Source organism: Kitasatospora sp. NPDC015121 (assembly GCF_055562955.1).
In genome coordinates this window covers 422,479-438,518 of the sequence record NZ_JBVHEH010000001.1, presented here as the reverse complement: position 1 = coordinate 438,518, position 16,040 = coordinate 422,479, and the positions used below count along the sequence as shown (strand labels likewise).

Here is a 16,040-nt window from a genome sequence, read left to right as displayed (position 1 = left end):
GCGGGGTCAGGCCAGGCGGTCGGTGAAGGGGTTGCCGAACTTCCCGGCGGGGTCCAGCTCCCGGCGCAGGGCCAGGAAGTCGGGGAGGCGCTCGTAGGCGGCGGCGGTGGCGGCGCGGTCGGCGAGGGTGACCTTCCCCCAGTGCGGGCGGCCGCCGAGCGGGAGCAGGGCGCGTTCGACGGCGGCGAGGGCCGGGGTGACGGTGGCGGGGTCGGGCTTCCAGGTGAAGTGGAGGGCGATCGAGTCGCGGCCGTACGCGGGGCTCAGCCAGAGGTCGTCCGCGGCGACGGTGCGGATCTCGGAGATGTGCAGGGCGGGGGCCAGCAGCGCTCCGAGGGACCGGAGTTCGGTGATCGCGGCGGTCGCGGCCGCCCGCGGCAGCAGGTACTCGGACTGGAGTTCGTCGCCGCTGCTGGGGGTGAACTCGGGGCGGAAGTGCGGCAGTCGGCGGTGCCAGGGGCCGGGGACGCCGAGCTGGCGGGTGCAGTGGACGGCGGGCATGCCGGGGACGGGGTGCTCGGGGGCGGTGGCGGGGCGGGCGCCGGGGACGGTCGCGGCGGGGCGGCCGTCGTCGAGCTGCTTGACCCAGACCCGGCCGGTGTCCGAGCCCCAGTCGGTGAACAGACTGACGCTCCATCCGGCGGCGTGCACCTCGTCCAGGTGGGTGGTGTAGTCGGCGAGCGACAGGCCTAGGTGGACGTACTGCCGCAGCCGGTAGGCGGGGACGACGTCCAGGGTGAGCGCGGTGACGATGCCGAGCGCGCCGAGGTGGACGACCGCGCCGGGGTGGGAGAGGGGGCGGGTCTCGCCGTCGGGGCCGAGCAGGTCCAGCGAGCGGACGGCGGCGGCCAGCGAGCGCCGGGCGTCGCCCGAGCCGTGGGTGCCGGTGGCGGTGGCGCCGGCCACCGAGATGTGCGGCAGCGAGGCCAGGTTGGCCAGGGCGAGGCCGGCCGCGTGCAGGGCGGTGGCGAGTTCCGCGTAGCGGGTGGCGGCGGAGACGGTGACGGTGCGGGCGTCGGGGGCGATCTCGATCCGGGTGGGCAGGGCGTCCAGCAGGACCAGGTCGCCGTCGGTGTCGGCGACCGGGCTGAACGAGTGCCCGCTGCCCAGGGCCCGGACGCGCTCGCCGCGCCGGACCAGCTCGCTCAACTCGTCGAGCCCGCGCGGCCGGTGGACGGCGCGGGCGCCGAAGACCAGGTTGCCCGCCCAGTTGGTCAGCGGTCCGGTTCCGGTGGAGGTCATCGGTGCACCCCCAGGGGGCTCGGATCGGCGCCCCGCCGATTTGCCAGGGCAGAAGACAAATTAGTTCGCCGAGGTCGGAAGGGCAAGGGGGAGCGGGCGCGAAACTTTCGAAACCGGCCGGATTCCTCAGCGCCCGCCCGGCGCCGCCGTGCTGGAGCGCACCACCAGCGTGGTGGACAGCTCCAGCCGGGTCGGCGCGGCCGAGGCCTCGCCGCCGCGCAGGGCGAGGACCAGCCGGGTGGCCTGTTCGGCCATCTCGTGCAGCGGCTGCCGGACGGTGGTCAGCGCGGGGCTGGTCCACTGGGCGATGTCCAGGTCGTCGTAGCCGACCACGGAGAGGTCCTCGGGAACCCGCAGGCCGCGCAGCCGGGCGGCCTCCATGACGCCGAGGGCCTGCAGGTCGCTGCCGGCGAAGATCGCGGTGGGGCGGTCGGGGAGGGCCAACAGCCGCTTGGCGCGGGCGAGTCCGCCCTCGGCGTGGAAGTCGCCGTAGGCGATCAGCTCGGGGTCGGCGTCGATCCCGGCCATCGACAGCGCGGAGCGGTAGCCGTCGAGGCGGGCGAGCGAGCAGAGGGTGTCCTCGGGGCCGGTGACGATGCCGATCCGGCGGTGGCCGAGTTCGATCAGGTGCCGGGTGGCGGCCAGGCCGCCGGCCCAGTTGGCGGAGCCGACCGAGGGGACGTCCTGGTCGGGGTTGCCGGCCGGGTCGATGATGACGAACGGTATGGAGCGGGCCCGGAGTTGGCGCTTGAGCTCGGGCGGGAGGCCGGAGAGGACGAGCACCACGCCGAGCGGCCGGCGGCGCAGCACGGCCTCGATCCAGTCGGGCCCGGGGGCGCGCCGGGAGCCGCTGTGCGCGACCACGACCGCGGCGCCGTGCTCGTCGGCCACGGTCTCGACGCCGCGCAGCAGTTCCATCGCCCAGAGGCTGTCGAGCTCGTGGAAGACGATCTCGATCAGCGGCGCCTCGCCGCCGCCCCGGGCGCCGCGCTGGTAGTCGTGCGCGCGCAGGATCCGCTCGACCCGGCCCCGGGTGGCGGCCGACACGTCGGTACGTCCGTTGAGGACCTTCGAAACCGTCGAAACGGAGACCCCGGCCTCCCGCGCGATGTCCGCGAGGGTGGCTCGTCCCAGTTCATCGCCCTTTTCCATGCGCGCAGCATAGGGCACGGCCGGTGGGCGGAGTGGCTCGGATCACGCTTCAGTAACCCTCGGCACGAGGGGTTGACCCGAAACCTCCCCGCAACTTAGCGTCCCGGCCAGGCACTGATTTCGAGAACTGGCTCGAAACTTTAGGAGACTCCTGATGAAGAGACGCGCTTTCGCTGTGGCACTCGGGCTGTCCCTGGTGACGGTGGGGGTGACGGCCTGCGGCAGCGGGGGCTCGTCCGCCGGCGGCGGCTCCAACACGATCCACGTGCTGGTCTACGGCGACGCCAGCAACAAGGTCGAGAAGCAGATCGTCGAGACCTTCAACAAGACCTCGAAGGTCAAGGTCGTCCTCGACACCATCCCCGGCGCCGACTACCAGTCCAAGCTCAACACCGTCATCAACACCCCGCAGGCGCCGGACATCTTCTTCAACTGGGGCGGCGGCAGCATCCAGCCCTACGTCAAGGCCGACCTGCTGCTCCCGCTGGACGACATGATCGCCGCGGACCCGGGCCTGAAGGACAACTTCCTCTCCTCGGTGTTCAACACCGCGGTGATCGACGGCAAGTCCTACGGCATCCCGATGCGCGGCACCCAGCCGGTGCTGCTGTTCAACAACAAGAAGGTGCTGGCCCAGGCCGGCCTGAGCGTCCCGAAGACCTGGGACGAGCTGCTGAACGCCGTCACGGTGCTGAAGGCCAAGGGCGTCACCCCGTTCGCGCTCGGCGGCGGCGACCAGTGGCCGACCCTGATGTGGTACGAGTACGTCTTCGACCGGGTGGCCGGCCCCGAGCTGTTCCAGAAGGCGCTGTCCGGCGACAAGGCGGCCTGGGAGAGCCCGGAGTCGAAGAAGGCGCTCGGCATGCTCAAGCAGCTGGTCGACGCGGGCGCGTTCGGCTCGAACTTCGACTCGGTGAAGTTCACCGACGGCGGCTCCCCGGCGCTGCTCGCCAAGGGCAAGGCCGCGTTCGAGCTGATGGGCTCCTGGGCGTACGCCACCCAGCAGGACGCCAGCCCGGACTTCGCCAAGAACGACCTCGGCTACAGCGCCTTCCCGTCCGTGGCGGACGGCAAGGGCGACCCGGCGAACCTGGTCGGCAACACCAACAACTTCTACTCGGTGCTGAAGAAGACCAAGCACCCGCAGGAGGCCGCGGCCTTCCTCAAGCTGATGTACTCCGACGAGTTCGTGAAGGCCCAGCTGGCCATCGGCAACCTGCCGACCACCACCAACACCGAGCAGTTCCTCGGCACCTCGGCCAGCCCCGAGTACTCGAAGTACCAGTACGACCTGGTCAAGGCCGCCCCCTCGTTCCAGCTCTCCTGGGACCAGGCCTACCCGCCGGCCGCCACCACGCCGATCCACACCGCCGTCCAGCAGTTCTTCGACGGCAAGCTCGACGTGGACGGCTTCATCAAGGCCATGCAGGCCTTGCCCGCCTCCTGAGACTCCCGAGACGACCCCATGAGCTCACTCTCCCTCGGGTCCGCGTCCGGCCGCCGCGTGCGTGCCGGGCGCCGGACCGGTGCCGGGGTGACCCGCCCGGGCCTGGCCTGGGCGGTCCCCGCGACCGTGTTCTTCCTGCTGTTCGCGATCGTGCCGCTGGTGCTGGTCGCCGTCCTGTCCTTCACCAGCTGGGACGGCGTCGGCGCGCCGAGCTTCAACGGCCTGGACAACTGGACCAAGCTGCTGCACGACCCGGTGATGACCCAGAGCGTCTGGCTGACCCTGGTGCTGACCGTGGCCGGCGTCCTGGTGCAGACCCCCGTCAGCATCCTGCTGGGCGTGTGGGCGGCCGGGCACCAGCGCAACCGGGCCGTGCTGTCGGCGGTCTTCTTCATCCCGCTGCTGCTGTCCGCGACCGCGATCTCGGTGGTGTGGCGGGCCATCCTGGACCCCAACTTCGGCGTCCCCTCGCAGATGCAGTGGCTGTTCGGCGACGGCAACCTGATGGGCAGCCAGAGCGGCGCGATCGCGGTGCTCACCTTCGTCGGCATGTGGCAGTGGACGCCGATGCACGCCCTGCTCTACCAGGGCGGCGCCCGGGCGATCCCGCAGGTGCTCTACCAGGCCGCGGCGATCGACGGCGCGGGCAAGGTCCGGCAGTTCCTGCACATCACCCTGCCGCAGCTGCGCAACACCATGATCACCTCGGTGATCCTGATGCTGGTCGGCGGCCTCACCACCTTCGACACGGTGCTGATCCTGACCCAGGGCGGCCCCGGCACCGACACCACGAACAGCGCCTTCTACATGTACCAGCAGGCCTTCAAGAGCTTCGACTTCGGCTCCGGCTCGGCCATCGCGCTGGTCCTGGTGGTGGTCGCCACGCTGATCTCGCTCGCCGTCGTCCGGCTCTCCGGCTACGACAAGATGCGCGGCACCACGGAGGGACTGTGATGCGACGGCGCCCCAACTACCTGGCCGGGCTCGGCTCGCTGGTCTGGCTCGTCCTGGTCGGCTTCCCGCTGTACGTCCTGCTGATCTCGACCTTCCGCACCCGCGCCAGCTACTCCTCCGAGGGACCGCTCAGCTTCCCCGACCACCTCACCCTGCAGAACTACGTCGACGACTTCTCCAACGGCTTCGGCCAGGACTTCCTCAACACGCTGATCGTCACCGCGAGCGTGGTCGCGATCGTGCTGCTGGTGGTGCCGCCGCTGGCCTACGCGATCGTCCGGGCCCAGGGGCGGACCATCGCCACCGTCTTCCGGATCTTCCTGCTCGGCCTGGCGATCCCCGCCCAGGCGGTGATCGTCCCGATGTTCTACGTGATCAGCAAGGCCGGCCTGTACGACCACCTGATCGGCGTGATCCTGCCCACCGCCGCGTTCTGCCTGCCGGTGTGCACGCTGGTGCTCACCGGCGCCATGCGCGACATCACCGGCGAGCTGTACGAGGCGATGGCGGTGGACGGCGCCAGCCCCTGGCGGGTGTTCTGGCAGCTGGTGGTGCCGCTGTCCAAGGGCGGACTGTCGTCCGTCGTGGTCTTCTCGGCGCTCCAGGCCTGGAACGGCTTCCTCTTCCCGCTCATCCTCACCCAGTCGGAGAGCAGCAAGGTCATCACCCTCGGCCTGTACAACTTCCAGACCGAGCACGGCGTCGACGTGCCCGGCCTGCTCAGCGCCGTCGTGCTGTCGATGCTCCCGATCTTCATCGTCTACCTGTTCGCCCGGCGTGCCTTGGTCCAGGGCCTCATGGGCGTCGGAGGAAAGTGACCGCCAAGATGAACCCGGCCGTTCCCACCGAAGCGCCCGCCGAAGTCCCCGCCCAGGCGCCCGCCGCCGACCTCCCCCGCTGGCGCGACTGCGCGCTGGACGCCGGGCAGCGCGCCGACGCGCTGATCGCCGAGATGACCCTCCCGGAGAAGCTGGCCCAGCTGGTCGGCGTCTGGGTCGGCGCCTCCGACGAGGGCGGCGACGTCGCCCCGCACCAGCACGACATGGAGCAGCCGCCCGACCTGGACGACCTGCTGCCCGACGGACTCGGCCAGCTGACCCGCCCGTTCGGCACCCGCCCGGTCGACCCGGCGCTCGGCGCGCTCTCGCTGGCCCGCAGCCAGCAGCGGATCGCCGCCGCCAACCGGTTCGGCATCCCCGCGCTCGCCCACGAGGAGTGCCTGGCCGGCTTCGCCGCCTGGGGCGCCACCGCCTACCCGGTGCCGCTGTCCTGGGGCGCCGCCTTCGACCCGGCGCTGGTCGAGCGGATGGCCGTCGCGATCGGCCGCGACATGCGCGCCGTCGGCGTCCACCAGGGCCTGGCCCCCGTCCTCGACGTGGTCCGCGACGCCCGCTGGGGCCGGGTCGAGGAGACCATCGGCGAGGACCCCTACCTGGTCGGCACCGTCGCCACCGCGTACGTCCGCGGCCTGGAGTCGACCGGCGTGGTCGCCACCCTCAAGCACTTCGCCGGGTACTCGGCCTCCCGCGCCGGGCGCAACCTCGCCCCGGTCGGGATGGGCACCCGCGAACGCGCCGACGTCATCCTGCCGCCGTTCGAGATGGCCGTCCGCGAGGGGCGCCCGCGCTCCGTCATGCACGCCTACACCGACACCGACGGCGTCCCGTCCGCCGCCGACGAGGAACTGCTCACCGGACTGCTCCGGGACACCTGGGGCTTCGACGGCACCGTGGTCGCCGACTACTTCGGCATCGCCTTCCTCAAGCTGCTGCACGGCGTGGCCGGCGACTGGGCGGAGGCCGCCGCGCTCGCCCTGGCCAGCGGCGTCGACGTCGAACTCCCCACCGTGAAGACCTTCGGCGAGCCGCTGCGGCGCGCCGTCGAGGACGGCACCGTCCCCGTCGCGCTGGTCGACCGGGCGCTGCGCCGGGTGCTGGTCCAGAAGGCCCAGCTCGGCCTGCTGGACGCCGACTGGCAGCCCCTCCCGGCGGTGCTCGCCGGACGGTCGCTGGACGACCCGCAGGCGCTGCGCGGCACCGTCGACCTCGACCGGCCGGAGAACCGGGCGCTCGCCCGCGAGCTCGCCGAGCGCGCCGTGGTGCTGCTGAGCAACGACGGCACCCTGCCGCTGCGCGCCCCGCGCCGGATCGCGCTGATCGGCCCGAACGCCGACACCCCGACCGCGGTGCTCGGCTGCTACGCCTTCCCGGTGCACGTCGGCAGCCAGCACCCGGACGTCCCGGTCGGCATCGAACTGCCCACCCTGCGGCAGGCGTTGGCGGCCGAGTTCCCCGGCACCGAGATCTGGACCGCCACCGGCGCCAGCGTCGACGGCCCGGACACCTCCGGCTTCGCCGAGGCGCTCGAACTGGCCCGCCGGGCCGACGTGGTGGTCCTCGCGCTCGGCGACCGGGCCGGCCTGTTCGGCCGCGGCACCAGCGGCGAGGGCTGCGACACCGAGTCGCTCGTACTGCCGGGCGTGCAGCAGCAGCTGATGGAGGCGCTGCTGGACACCGGGACGCCGGTGGTGCCGGTGCTGCTGGCCGGCCGGCCGTACGCGCTGGGACGGGCGGTCACCGAGGCGGCGGCCCTGGTGCAGGCGTTCTTCCCCGGCGAGGCCGGGACCGAGGCGGTGGCCGGCGTGCTCAGCGGCCGGGTCAACCCGTCCGGCCGGCTGCCGGTCAGCATCCCGGCCCGGCCCGGCGTCCAGCCCTCCACCTACCTGGCGGCCCGGCTGGCCGGCCCGAGCGAGGTCTCCAGCACCGACCCGACGCCCGCGTTCGGCTTCGGCCACGGCCTCGGCTACACCGCCTTCGAGTGGAGCGGCCTCGCCGTCGAGCAGGACGCCACCGGCACCGACGGGCAGTTCGAACTCGCCTTCACCCTGCGCAACACCGGCGAGCGGGCGGGCAGCGAGACCGTCCAGCTCTACCTGCACGACCCGGTCGCCAGCCTGGTCCAGCCCGTGCAGCGGCTGATCGGCTACCGGCGGGTCGAACTGGACGCCGGCGAGAGGGTGCTGGTCCGGATCACCGTCCCCGCCGACCTGGCCTCCTTCACCGGCCGCGACGGCCGCCGGATCGTCGAACCCGGCACGCTGGAACTGCGGATCGCCGCCGCCAGCACCGACCCCCGCCTCACCGCCACCGTCCGGCTGGACGGCCCGGTCCGCGTCCTGGACCACACCCGGCGCCTGCACGCGGAGTTCCGGGTCGCCTGAGCCACCGCCCGCCCGGGCGCGCCGCCCGCCCGCCACGCCCTCGACGGCGCGGCGGGCGGCGGCGCGCCCGGGCGGGCTCAGGCGTCCAGGAGGCGCGGGACGGCCAGGACGCGGCAGCGCCCGTCGGCGTCGGCCGACAGGTCGGGCTCGGCGAAGGACGCTGCCCGGGTGCTCGTTCACGGCGGCGTCGCCGACGAAGAGCCCGGCGGCCGGGTTCGCGTTGGAGCGGCCCCGCGCCCTCAGGCGCAGCACCCCCGTTCGCGCGGGCTCAGCCGCTCCGGCGGGTCGTGCCGCAGCCGGACCGGCCGCGGCACCGCCTCGGGATCGACGACCGTGCCGCCGGCCGCGACCCGCTCCAGGGCGGCCAGGGAGCCGGCGACCGCGCCGACGCGTTCCTCCAGCAGGTGGCCGGCGGCGCTGCCGCGCCCGGAGTCGAGCAGCCGGGCCGCGCACGAGCGCCCGGCGTACCGGCTGAGCAGCACCACCGGCGGCCTGCGGGCGCGGTAGCGGGTGGCGGCGCCGTACCGCGCCCGCGGTACGGCGGGAGTCCGCAGGCGGGGGACGACACCCGGCGGGCCGGCGGGGAGGGTGGGGGAGAGCTGGAGAAGACCCGGCGAAGACCTGACCAGGGCCTGGGGAAGGCCGACAACGGGAGTGCGCATGACCGTCCTCGCACGCTGGTGCCACCGGCACCGGCTCGTCACCGTGCTGCTGTGGCTGGGGCTGCTGGTCGGCCTCGGAGCGGTCTCCGGCGCGGCCGGGACCAGGTACAGCGACAGCATGGCGATGCCGGCCACCGAGTCGACCCGGGCGCTGGAGCTGCTCAAGGAGCAGCTGCCCGCCGCGGCCGGCGACACCGACACCGTGGTGTGGCACACCGGCGCCGGCAGCGTGAACGACCCGGCCGTCCGGGACCGGATGGCCCGGACGCTGGACGCCATCGCGCACAGCCCGTCGGTCGCCTCGGTGGTGAGCCCGTACGGCGAGCGCGGCGCGACCCAGGTCAGCGCCGACGGCACCACCGCGTACGCGCAGGTCACCTTCACCGCCGACGCGCACGCCGTCCCCAAGGCCGACGTCGAGCGCGTGGTCGACCTGGCGGAGCAGGCCCGCACCGACGGCCTGGACGTGCAGCTCGGCGGGCAGGCCGTGCAGAACACCGAGCAGGAGATGGGCGGCACCAGCGAGATCATCGGCATCGTCGCCGCCCTGGTCGTGATGACCCTGGTGTTCCGCTCCGCCTGGGCCGCCGCGCTGCCGATCCTCACCGCGGTGGCCGGCGTCGGCACCGGCGTGATCGGCACCGGCCTGCTCAGCCACGCCATGAGCATCGCCTCGGTCGCCCCCACCCTGGGCGTCCTGGTCGGCCTCGGCGTCGGCATCGACTACGCGCTGTTCATCGTCAACCGGCACCGCAAGGGCCTGATGGCGGGCCTCGGCGTCGAGGAGGCCTCCGCGAAGGCGCTGAACACCTCCGGCCGGGCCGTGCTGTTCGCCGGCCTGACCGTGGTGATCGCGCTGCTCGGCATGCTGATCCTCGGCATGGGCTTCCTCAACGGCATGGCGATCTCCGCCGCGCTCACCGTCACCCTCACCGTGCTGGCCGCGGTCACCCTGCTGCCCGCCCTGCTCGGCCTGCTGAAGCTGCGGGTGCTCAGCCGCGCCCAGCGCCGCCGCCTCGCCGAGCACGGCCCCGGCGAGGAGCACACCGCCGGGTTCTGGCCGCGCTGGGCCGCGAGGGTCCAGGCCCGGCCGACCGGCAAGGCGCTGGTCGCGCTGCTGCTGATGCTCGCCGTCTCGCTGCCGGTGCTCTCGCTGCGCCTGGGCAGCTCGGACGCCGGCAACAACCCGAGGTCCAGCACCACCCGGCAGGCGTACGACCTGCTGGCCGACGGCTTCGGCCCGGGCTCCAACGGCCCGCTGCTGCTGGTCGCCGAGGCCCCCGCGCCCGCCGACCGGGCCGCGCTGCAGAAGCTGGTCGGCGAGCTGGGGGGCGTCGACGGCGTCGCCCAGGTCGTGTCCGCGCCGCTGCAGGAGGGCCAGCGGGTCGGCATCGTCCGGGTGCTGCCCAGCAGCTCCCCGCAGTCCGCGAAGACCTCCGCACTGATCACCGAGCTGCGCGAGCGCACCGTCCCCGCCGCCGAGGCCGGCACCGGGCTGAAGGTGTACGTCGGCGGCGCCACCGCCACCGCCGCGGACTTCGCCGACGTGCTGATCTCCAAGCTGCCGCTGTTCATCGCGATCATCGTCGGCCTGGGCTGCCTGCTGATGATGGTGGCCTTCCGCAGCCTGCTGGTGCCGCTGATCGGCGTCGCGATGAACCTGCTCACCATGGGCGTCGCGTTCGGCGCGATCGTCGCGGTCTTCCAGTGGGGCTGGGGCTCCGAGGCGCTCGGCGCCGGCGCGGCCGGACCGGTCGAGGCCTTCGCCCCCGTCATGATCATCGCGATCCTGTTCGGCCTCTCGATGGACTACCAGGTCTTCCTGATCAGCCGGATGCACGAGGAGTGGACCCACACCCGCGACAACCACCGCTCGGTCCGGGTCGGCCACGGCGAGACCGGCCAGGTCATCACCGCCGCCGCGGTCATCATGGCCTGCGTGTTCGCCGCGTTCCTGTTCGGCGGGCAGCGCATGATCGCCGAGTTCGGCCTCGGCCTGGCCCTCGCCGTCCTGCTCGACGTGCTGGTGCTGCGGATGGTCCTCGTCCCCGCCCTGATGCACCGCTTCGGCGCCGCCAACTGGTGGCTGCCGGGCTGGCTCGACCGCCTGCTGCCGCACGTCTCGGTCGAGGGCGAGCCCGACCCCGTCGCCCCGGTCGCCCCCGTCCACGACCTCCGCGAGGCCGCGGCCGCCCGGCGCTGACCCCCGCCACACGGGGCCCGACCGGCCGTCCCCCGCCGGCCGGGCCCCGCCGGGCGCGACGGAGCTGCGTACGGTGAAGGAGTGCGAATGACGGAGATGCTCAGGCGGTGGTGCGGCGGACGCCCGGCGCGGGTCGACGCGGCGGTGGCGCTGTCCTGCTTCCTGCTGGCCGCGCCCGTCACCGCCGCCACCGCCTACCACCGCGACGCCTCGATCACCGGCTACCTGCTGTTCCTGGTGCTGTCCTGCCTGCCGCTGCTGGTCCGCAGCCGGTGGCCGGTGCCGGTGGCCGCCGCGACGGTGGCGATCGGCGTGGCCGAACTGCTGCTCATCCCGTTCTCGCCCCGGCCGCACCCGGACGCCCTCGGGATCTCCGTGTTCGCCGTCGGCGTCGCCCTGTACGCCGTCGCCACCCGCACCGACCGGCGCACCGCCTGGCGCACCGGCTGCTGCGCGGCCGGAGTGCTCACCCTGACCGCGCTGATCGTCCGCTCCGGGCTGGAGGAGCTCCCGCAGAACCTCGGCCTGATCGCCTGGCCGTGCCTGTCGGTGGCGATCGGCGACGCCGTGCGCAGCCGCCGCGAACTGCTCGCCTCCGTCGTCGAGCGCGCCGAACGCGCCGAACGCACCCGCGAGGAGGAGGCCCGCCGCCGGGTCACCGAGGAGCGGATGCGGATCGCCCGCGAACTCCACGACGTCGTCGCCCACCACATCACCCTGGTCAACGCCCAGGCCGGCGTCGCCCACCACCTGATGCGCACCGACCCCGACCACGCCTACCAGGCCCTGGAGCGGATCCGCGACACCAGCCGCGCCGCCCTCGACGAACTCCGCGCCACCGTCGGCCTGCTCCGCCACAGCGGCGACCAGGGAACCGCCGCGCCGCGCGAACCCGCCCCCGGCCTGGCCGGCCTCGACGACCTGCTCGACGCCTTCCGGCACTCCGGCCTGGACGTCGTCCTGGAACGCTCCGGCGCCGCCGCCGACCTCCCGCCGATCACCGACCTGACGGCCTACCGGATCATCCAGGAGGCCCTCACCAACACCCACAAGCACGCCGGCCCCGCCACCGCCAAGGTCCGCCTCGACGTCACCCCCGACCGGCTGCGGGTCACCGTCGAGGACGACGGCCGCGGCACCGGCCCCGGCGGCGACGGCACCGGACACGGCATGATCGGCATGTACGAACGCGCCCGCGCCGCCGGCGGCACCCTCACCTCGGGGCCCCGCCCCCGCCGCGGCTTCCGCGTCCACGCCGAACTGCCGCTGCCCGACCGCACCGGCCGGAAGGGCTGCCCGTGACCGTCCGTGTCCTGCTCGCCGACGACCAGGCCCTGCTGCGCGGCACCTTCCGGCTGCTGATCGACTCCGCGCCCGACCTGGAGGTGGTCGGCGAGGCCGGCACCGGCCGGGAGGCCGTCGCGCTGGCCCGCTCGCTCCGCGCCGACCTGGTCCTGATGGACATCCGGATGCCCGACCTGGACGGCCTCGCCGCGACCGCGCTGATCACCGCCGACGAGGACCTGGCCGGCGTCAAGGTGCTGGTCCTGACCACCTTCGAGGACGACGAGCACGTGGCCGAGGCGCTGCGCGCCGGAGCCAGCGGCTTCCTCGGCAAGGGCATCGACCCGGCCGAACTGCTGGAGGCGATCCGGCTGGTGGCGGCCGGCGACGCCCTGCTCTCCCCGGCCGCCACCAAGGCCCTGATCGGCCGCTTCCTCGCCCAGCCCGACCCCGTCCGGCGCGCCGCGCTGCCCCGCCTCGACGTGCTCACCGCCCGCGAGCAGGAGGTGGTCGCGCTGGTCGCGGCCGGCCTCTCCAACGACGACATCGCCGAGCGGCTGTTCGTCACCCCGCTCACCGCCAAGACCCACGTCAACCGCGCGATGACCAAGCTCGGCGCCCGCGACCGCGCCCAACTGGTCGTCATCGCCTACGAGACCGGCCTGGTCCGCCCCGGCGGCGGGTAGCCGCGCGGGGCGGACCAGGCCGGTCCGCGGCGGCCGTCAGGTGAGGGCCGGGTCGAGGGCGTCGAGGGACTGGAGGATCTGGTCGACGCTCTGCCTGGCGTCGCCGAAGAGCATGGCGGTGTTGTCGCGGAAGAACAGCGGGTTCTGGACGCCCGCGTAGCCGGAGGCCATGGAGCGTTTGAAGACGACGACGTGCTCGGCCTCCCAGACCCTGAGGACGGGCATGCCGGCGATGGGGCTGGCGGGGTCGTCGAGGGCGGCCGGGTTGACGGTGTCGTTGGCGCCGATGACCAGGACGACGGTGGTGTCGGGGAAGTCGTCGTTGATCTCGTCCATCTCCAGGACGATGTCGTAGGGGACCTTGGCCTCGGCGAGCAGGACGTTCATGTGGCCGGGGAGGCGGCCGGCCACCGGGTGGACGCCGAAGCGGACCTCGACGCCGCGTTCGCGCAGCCGGCGGGTGAGGTCGGCGACCGGGTGCTGGGCCTGGGCGACGGCCATGCCGTAGCCCGGGGTGATGATCACGGACTTGGCGCCGGCCAGCAGCTCGGCGGTCTCCCGGGCGCTGACCTCGCGGTGCTCGCCCTGCTCGGCGTCGCCGCCCGCGGCGGCCTCGATCCCGAAGCCGCCGGCGATGACGGAGAGGAAGGAGCGGTTCATCGCCCTGCACATGATGTACGAGAGGTAGGCGCCGGACGAGCCGACCAGCGCGCCGGTGACGATCAGCAGGTTGTTGTCGAGCAGGAAGCCCGCGGCGGCCGCCGCCCATCCCGAGTAGCTGTTCAGCATGGAGACCACGACGGGCATGTCGCCGCCGCCGATCGAGGCGACCAGGTGCCAGCCGAGCAGCAGGGCCAGCACGGTCACGGCGACCGTCAGGCCGAGCGACGGGGAGGCGGTGAACCAGACGGTGAGCGCCGCGAAGGCGCCCAGCGCGCCCAGGTTGAGGGCGTTCTTGCCGGGCAGCACCAGCGGACGGGAGGCGATCTTGGCGGAGAGCTTCAGGTAGGCGACGACCGAGCCGGTGAAGGTGACCGCGCCGATGAAGATCCCGATGAACACCTCGGCGTGGTGGATGGTCAGCAGGTCGGCGGCGACCGCGGTTTGGGCGTCGCCGTGCCGCTCCACCTCCAGGTAGCTGTTCCAGCCGACCAGCACGGCGGCCAGGCCGACGAAGCTGTGCAGGACGGCGATCAGCTCGGGCATCTGGGTCATCTCGACCCGGCGGGCCCGCCACAGGCCGGCCGCCGCGCCGATCGCCATCGCGAGCAGGACCAGCGCGACCGCGCCGGCGCTGATCGTCCGGGAGGCGACCACCACGGTGGCGGTCAGTGCGAGGGCCATGCCGGCGATGCCGTAGGCCACGCCCGCCCGGGAGGTCCGGTGCTGGGAGAGCCCGGCCAGGCTGAGGATGAACAGCAGGGCGGCGACCAGGTCCGCGGCGTGCGCGGCGGTGAGGGAGGTCATCTCGGCTCAGCCTTTCGAGAACATGCTCAGCATGCGGCGGGTGACGGCGAAACCGCCGAAGATGTTCACGCTGGTCAGCAGGATCGCCACGAAGGACAGCACGGTCACCAGGGTGCTCTCGTGCCCGATCTGCAGCAGCGCGCCGATCACGACGATCCCGGAGATCGCGTTGGTCACCGACATCAGCGGTGTGTGCAGGGCGTGGTGGACCTTGCCGATCACGTAGTAGCCGATCACCACGGCCAGCGCGAACACCGTGAAGTTCTCCGCGAGTTGCGGCGGCGCGAAGGCGACCAGCAGGAACAGCGCCAGCATCCCGGCGCCGATCAGCCCGAACCGGGCGGCGGGGGCGAGGCGCTTCTCCGGAGCCGGGGCCGGCGCCGCGGCCGCGGCCGCCGGGGGAGCGGCCGCGGGCGCCGCCGAGACCGCGACCGGCGGGGGCGGCCAGGTGGTCGCGCCGTCCCGGACGACCGTCACCGCGCGCTGCACCACGTCCTCGAAGTCGATCACCAGCTGCCCGTCCTTGCCGGGCGTCAGCAGCTTCAGCAGGTTCACCAGGTTGGTGCCGAACAGCTGCGAGGCCTGCGCGGGCAGCCGGGACGCCAGGTCGGTGTAGCCGATCAGGGTCACCCCGTTGTCGGTGACCACCGTCCGCCCCGCCACCGTGCCCGCCACGTTGCCGCCCTGCGCGGCCGCCATGTCGACCACCACGCTGCCCGGCTTCATCGCCGCCACGTCCTCGGCGGTCAGCAGCCTCGGCGCCGGACGGCCCGGGATCAGCGCGGTGGTGACCACGATGTCCACGTCCGCGGCCTGGGCCCGGTACAGCGCGGCGGCGGCCCGGTCGTAGTCCGCCGAGGTGGCCTTCGCGTACCCGTCGGTGCTCGCCTCCTGGGCCGCCTCCACCGGCAGGTACTCGCCGCCCAGCGACCTCACCTGGTCGGCCACCTCGGGCCGCGGGTCGGTCGCCCGGACGATCGCGCCCAGGCTCGACGCGGCCCCGATCGCCGCCAGCCCCGCCACGCCCGCGCCCGCCACCAGCACCTTCGCGGGCGGGACCTTGCCCGCCGCGGTGACCTGCCCGGTGAAGAACCGGCCGAAGGCGTGCGCCGCCTCGATCACCGCCCGGTAGCCGGCGATGTTCGCCATCGAACTGAGCACGTCCATCGACTGCGCCCGGGAGATCCGCGGCACCGCGTCCAGCGACAGCGCCGTCACCCCGCGCTCCGCGAGCGCCGCCAGCAGCTCCGGCCGCTGCGCGGGCGCCAGCAGCCCCACCAGGGTCGTGCCCGCGCGCAGCCGGGCCACCTCGGCGTCCGACGGCGCGTTCACCTTCAGCACCACGTCGGCCGCCCAGGCGTCCCCGACGGCGGCGCCCGCCGCCCCGTACGCCGCGTCGTCGAAGCCGGAGGCCGCGCCGGCCCCCGACTCGACCACCACCTCGTACCCGAGGGCCAGCAGGCCGCGCACCGTGGCCGGGGTCGCCGCCACCCGGGTCTCCCCGGGGGCGGACTCGGCGACCACGCCGACCCGTCGGGGCGGGGAGGAGGCCGCGGCGGAGGGCGGGGAGTCGTATCCAGACATCGCTCGTACTCTCTCGTCGGAGGAGGTGGTGCCGGACGGGTGCCGTGCCCGGGGACCGGAGACCGGAGCCCGGAGCCCGAAGTTTGCGGGGGAGTGATTACTCCCCTCGGTCGCAGGAACCTAGACTCCCGAGCCCGTC

At 73.7% G+C, this 16,040-nt stretch carries 12 protein-coding genes; 7 read left to right on the top strand and 5 right to left on the bottom strand.

The window, feature by feature from the left end; all coding sequences use genetic code 11:
• Nucleotides 1-6: 6 nt before the first annotated feature.
• Nucleotides 7-1,242 (bottom strand): D-arabinono-1,4-lactone oxidase, encoded by a 1,236-nt coding sequence (locus ACZ3J7_RS01855; RefSeq protein ID WP_465615785.1) that lies wholly within the window; start codon nucleotides 1,240-1,242, stop codon nucleotides 7-9.
• A 126-nt stretch (nucleotides 1,243-1,368) separates the two neighbouring features.
• Nucleotides 1,369-2,394: a LacI family DNA-binding transcriptional regulator gene (locus ACZ3J7_RS01850; RefSeq protein ID WP_465615783.1), complete on the bottom strand. Its 1,026-nt coding sequence runs from the start codon at nucleotides 2,392-2,394 to the stop codon at nucleotides 1,369-1,371.
• A gap of 154 nt (nucleotides 2,395-2,548) precedes the next feature.
• Between ACZ3J7_RS01850 and ACZ3J7_RS01845 the strand changes: the two genes are divergently transcribed.
• From ACZ3J7_RS01845 to ACZ3J7_RS01830, 4 genes are read left to right on the top strand one after another with little or no spacing between them, the layout of a single operon-like run.
• On the top strand, nucleotides 2,549-3,841 hold the full coding sequence (locus ACZ3J7_RS01845; protein ID WP_465615782.1) for an ABC transporter substrate-binding protein: 1,293 nt from the start codon (nucleotides 2,549-2,551) through the stop codon (nucleotides 3,839-3,841).
• 18 nt (nucleotides 3,842-3,859) lie between these two features.
• Complete coding sequence (locus ACZ3J7_RS01840; RefSeq protein WP_465615780.1) at nucleotides 3,860-4,795, top strand: carbohydrate ABC transporter permease; 936 nt, start codon at nucleotides 3,860-3,862, stop codon at nucleotides 4,793-4,795.
• Nucleotides 4,795-5,613: a carbohydrate ABC transporter permease gene (locus tag ACZ3J7_RS01835; protein ID WP_465615778.1), complete on the top strand. Its 819-nt coding sequence runs from the start codon at nucleotides 4,795-4,797 to the stop codon at nucleotides 5,611-5,613. The genes ACZ3J7_RS01840 and ACZ3J7_RS01835 overlap by 1 nt, the downstream gene beginning before the upstream one ends.
• 8 nt (nucleotides 5,614-5,621) lie before the next feature.
• Entirely contained in the window at nucleotides 5,622-8,015 is a 2,394-nt protein-coding gene (locus ACZ3J7_RS01830; protein ID WP_465615838.1) for a beta-xylosidase/alpha-l-arabinosidase, read from the top strand.
• A 239-nt stretch (nucleotides 8,016-8,254) separates the two neighbouring features.
• Here the strand turns inward: ACZ3J7_RS01830 and ACZ3J7_RS01825 are convergent, their stop codons facing one another.
• The gene (locus ACZ3J7_RS01825; protein WP_465615776.1) at nucleotides 8,255-8,677 is read right to left on the bottom strand and encodes a hypothetical protein; all 423 of its coding nucleotides are present in this window, start codon (nucleotides 8,675-8,677) and stop codon (nucleotides 8,255-8,257) included.
• Between ACZ3J7_RS01825 and ACZ3J7_RS01820 the strand changes: the two genes are divergently transcribed.
• The 3 genes from ACZ3J7_RS01820 (at nucleotide 8,676) to ACZ3J7_RS01810 (ending at nucleotide 12,850) form a co-directional block, all read left to right on the top strand.
• Nucleotides 8,676-10,880 (top strand): MMPL family transporter, encoded by a 2,205-nt coding sequence (locus ACZ3J7_RS01820; RefSeq protein ID WP_465615774.1) that lies wholly within the window; start codon nucleotides 8,676-8,678, stop codon nucleotides 10,878-10,880. The two genes, ACZ3J7_RS01825 and ACZ3J7_RS01820, sit on opposite strands and share 2 nt — an antisense overlap.
• A 96-nt stretch (nucleotides 10,881-10,976) precedes the next feature.
• On the top strand, nucleotides 10,977-12,182 hold the full coding sequence (locus tag ACZ3J7_RS01815; protein WP_465615836.1) for a sensor histidine kinase: 1,206 nt from the start codon (nucleotides 10,977-10,979) through the stop codon (nucleotides 12,180-12,182).
• Nucleotides 12,179-12,850: a response regulator gene (locus ACZ3J7_RS01810; RefSeq protein WP_465615772.1), complete on the top strand. Its 672-nt coding sequence runs from the start codon at nucleotides 12,179-12,181 to the stop codon at nucleotides 12,848-12,850. The genes ACZ3J7_RS01815 and ACZ3J7_RS01810 overlap by 4 nt, the downstream gene beginning before the upstream one ends.
• 36 nt (nucleotides 12,851-12,886) lie before the next feature.
• On the opposite strand, the gene pntB is transcribed toward ACZ3J7_RS01810, so the two are convergent.
• Together pntB and ACZ3J7_RS01800 are read right to left on the bottom strand one after the other, a co-directional pair.
• On the bottom strand, nucleotides 12,887-14,317 hold the full coding sequence (gene pntB, locus ACZ3J7_RS01805; protein ID WP_465615771.1) for a Re/Si-specific NAD(P)(+) transhydrogenase subunit beta: 1,431 nt from the start codon (nucleotides 14,315-14,317) through the stop codon (nucleotides 12,887-12,889).
• 6 nt (nucleotides 14,318-14,323) lie between these two features.
• Nucleotides 14,324-15,901 (bottom strand): Re/Si-specific NAD(P)(+) transhydrogenase subunit alpha, encoded by a 1,578-nt coding sequence (locus ACZ3J7_RS01800; protein WP_465615769.1) that lies wholly within the window; start codon nucleotides 15,899-15,901, stop codon nucleotides 14,324-14,326.
• Between the last annotated feature and the right edge of the window lie 139 nt (nucleotides 15,902-16,040).

What these genes read in the sequence shown, in the direction of transcription:
- ACZ3J7_RS01855 (WP_465615785.1), bottom strand. Translation starts at nt 1,242, where the DNA reads ATGACCTCCACCGGAACCGGACCGCTGACCAACTGGGCGGGCAACCTG.
- ACZ3J7_RS01850 (WP_465615783.1), bottom strand. Translation starts at nt 2,394, where the DNA reads ATGGAAAAGGGCGATGAACTGGGACGAGCCACCCTCGCGGACATCGCG.
- ACZ3J7_RS01845 (WP_465615782.1), top strand. Translation starts at nt 2,549, where the DNA reads ATGAAGAGACGCGCTTTCGCTGTGGCACTCGGGCTGTCCCTGGTGACG.
- ACZ3J7_RS01840 (WP_465615780.1), top strand. Translation starts at nt 3,860, where the DNA reads ATGAGCTCACTCTCCCTCGGGTCCGCGTCCGGCCGCCGCGTGCGTGCC.
- ACZ3J7_RS01835 (WP_465615778.1), top strand. Translation starts at nt 4,795, where the DNA reads ATGCGACGGCGCCCCAACTACCTGGCCGGGCTCGGCTCGCTGGTCTGG.
- ACZ3J7_RS01830 (WP_465615838.1), top strand. Translation starts at nt 5,622, where the DNA reads ATGAACCCGGCCGTTCCCACCGAAGCGCCCGCCGAAGTCCCCGCCCAG.
- ACZ3J7_RS01820 (WP_465615774.1), top strand. Translation starts at nt 8,676, where the DNA reads ATGACCGTCCTCGCACGCTGGTGCCACCGGCACCGGCTCGTCACCGTG.
- ACZ3J7_RS01825 (WP_465615776.1), bottom strand. Translation starts at nt 8,677, where the DNA reads ATGCGCACTCCCGTTGTCGGCCTTCCCCAGGCCCTGGTCAGGTCTTCG.
- ACZ3J7_RS01815 (WP_465615836.1), top strand. Translation starts at nt 10,977, where the DNA reads ATGCTCAGGCGGTGGTGCGGCGGACGCCCGGCGCGGGTCGACGCGGCG.
- pntB (WP_465615771.1), bottom strand. Translation starts at nt 14,317, where the DNA reads ATGACCTCCCTCACCGCCGCGCACGCCGCGGACCTGGTCGCCGCCCTG.
- ACZ3J7_RS01800 (WP_465615769.1), bottom strand. Translation starts at nt 15,901, where the DNA reads ATGTCTGGATACGACTCCCCGCCCTCCGCCGCGGCCTCCTCCCCGCCC.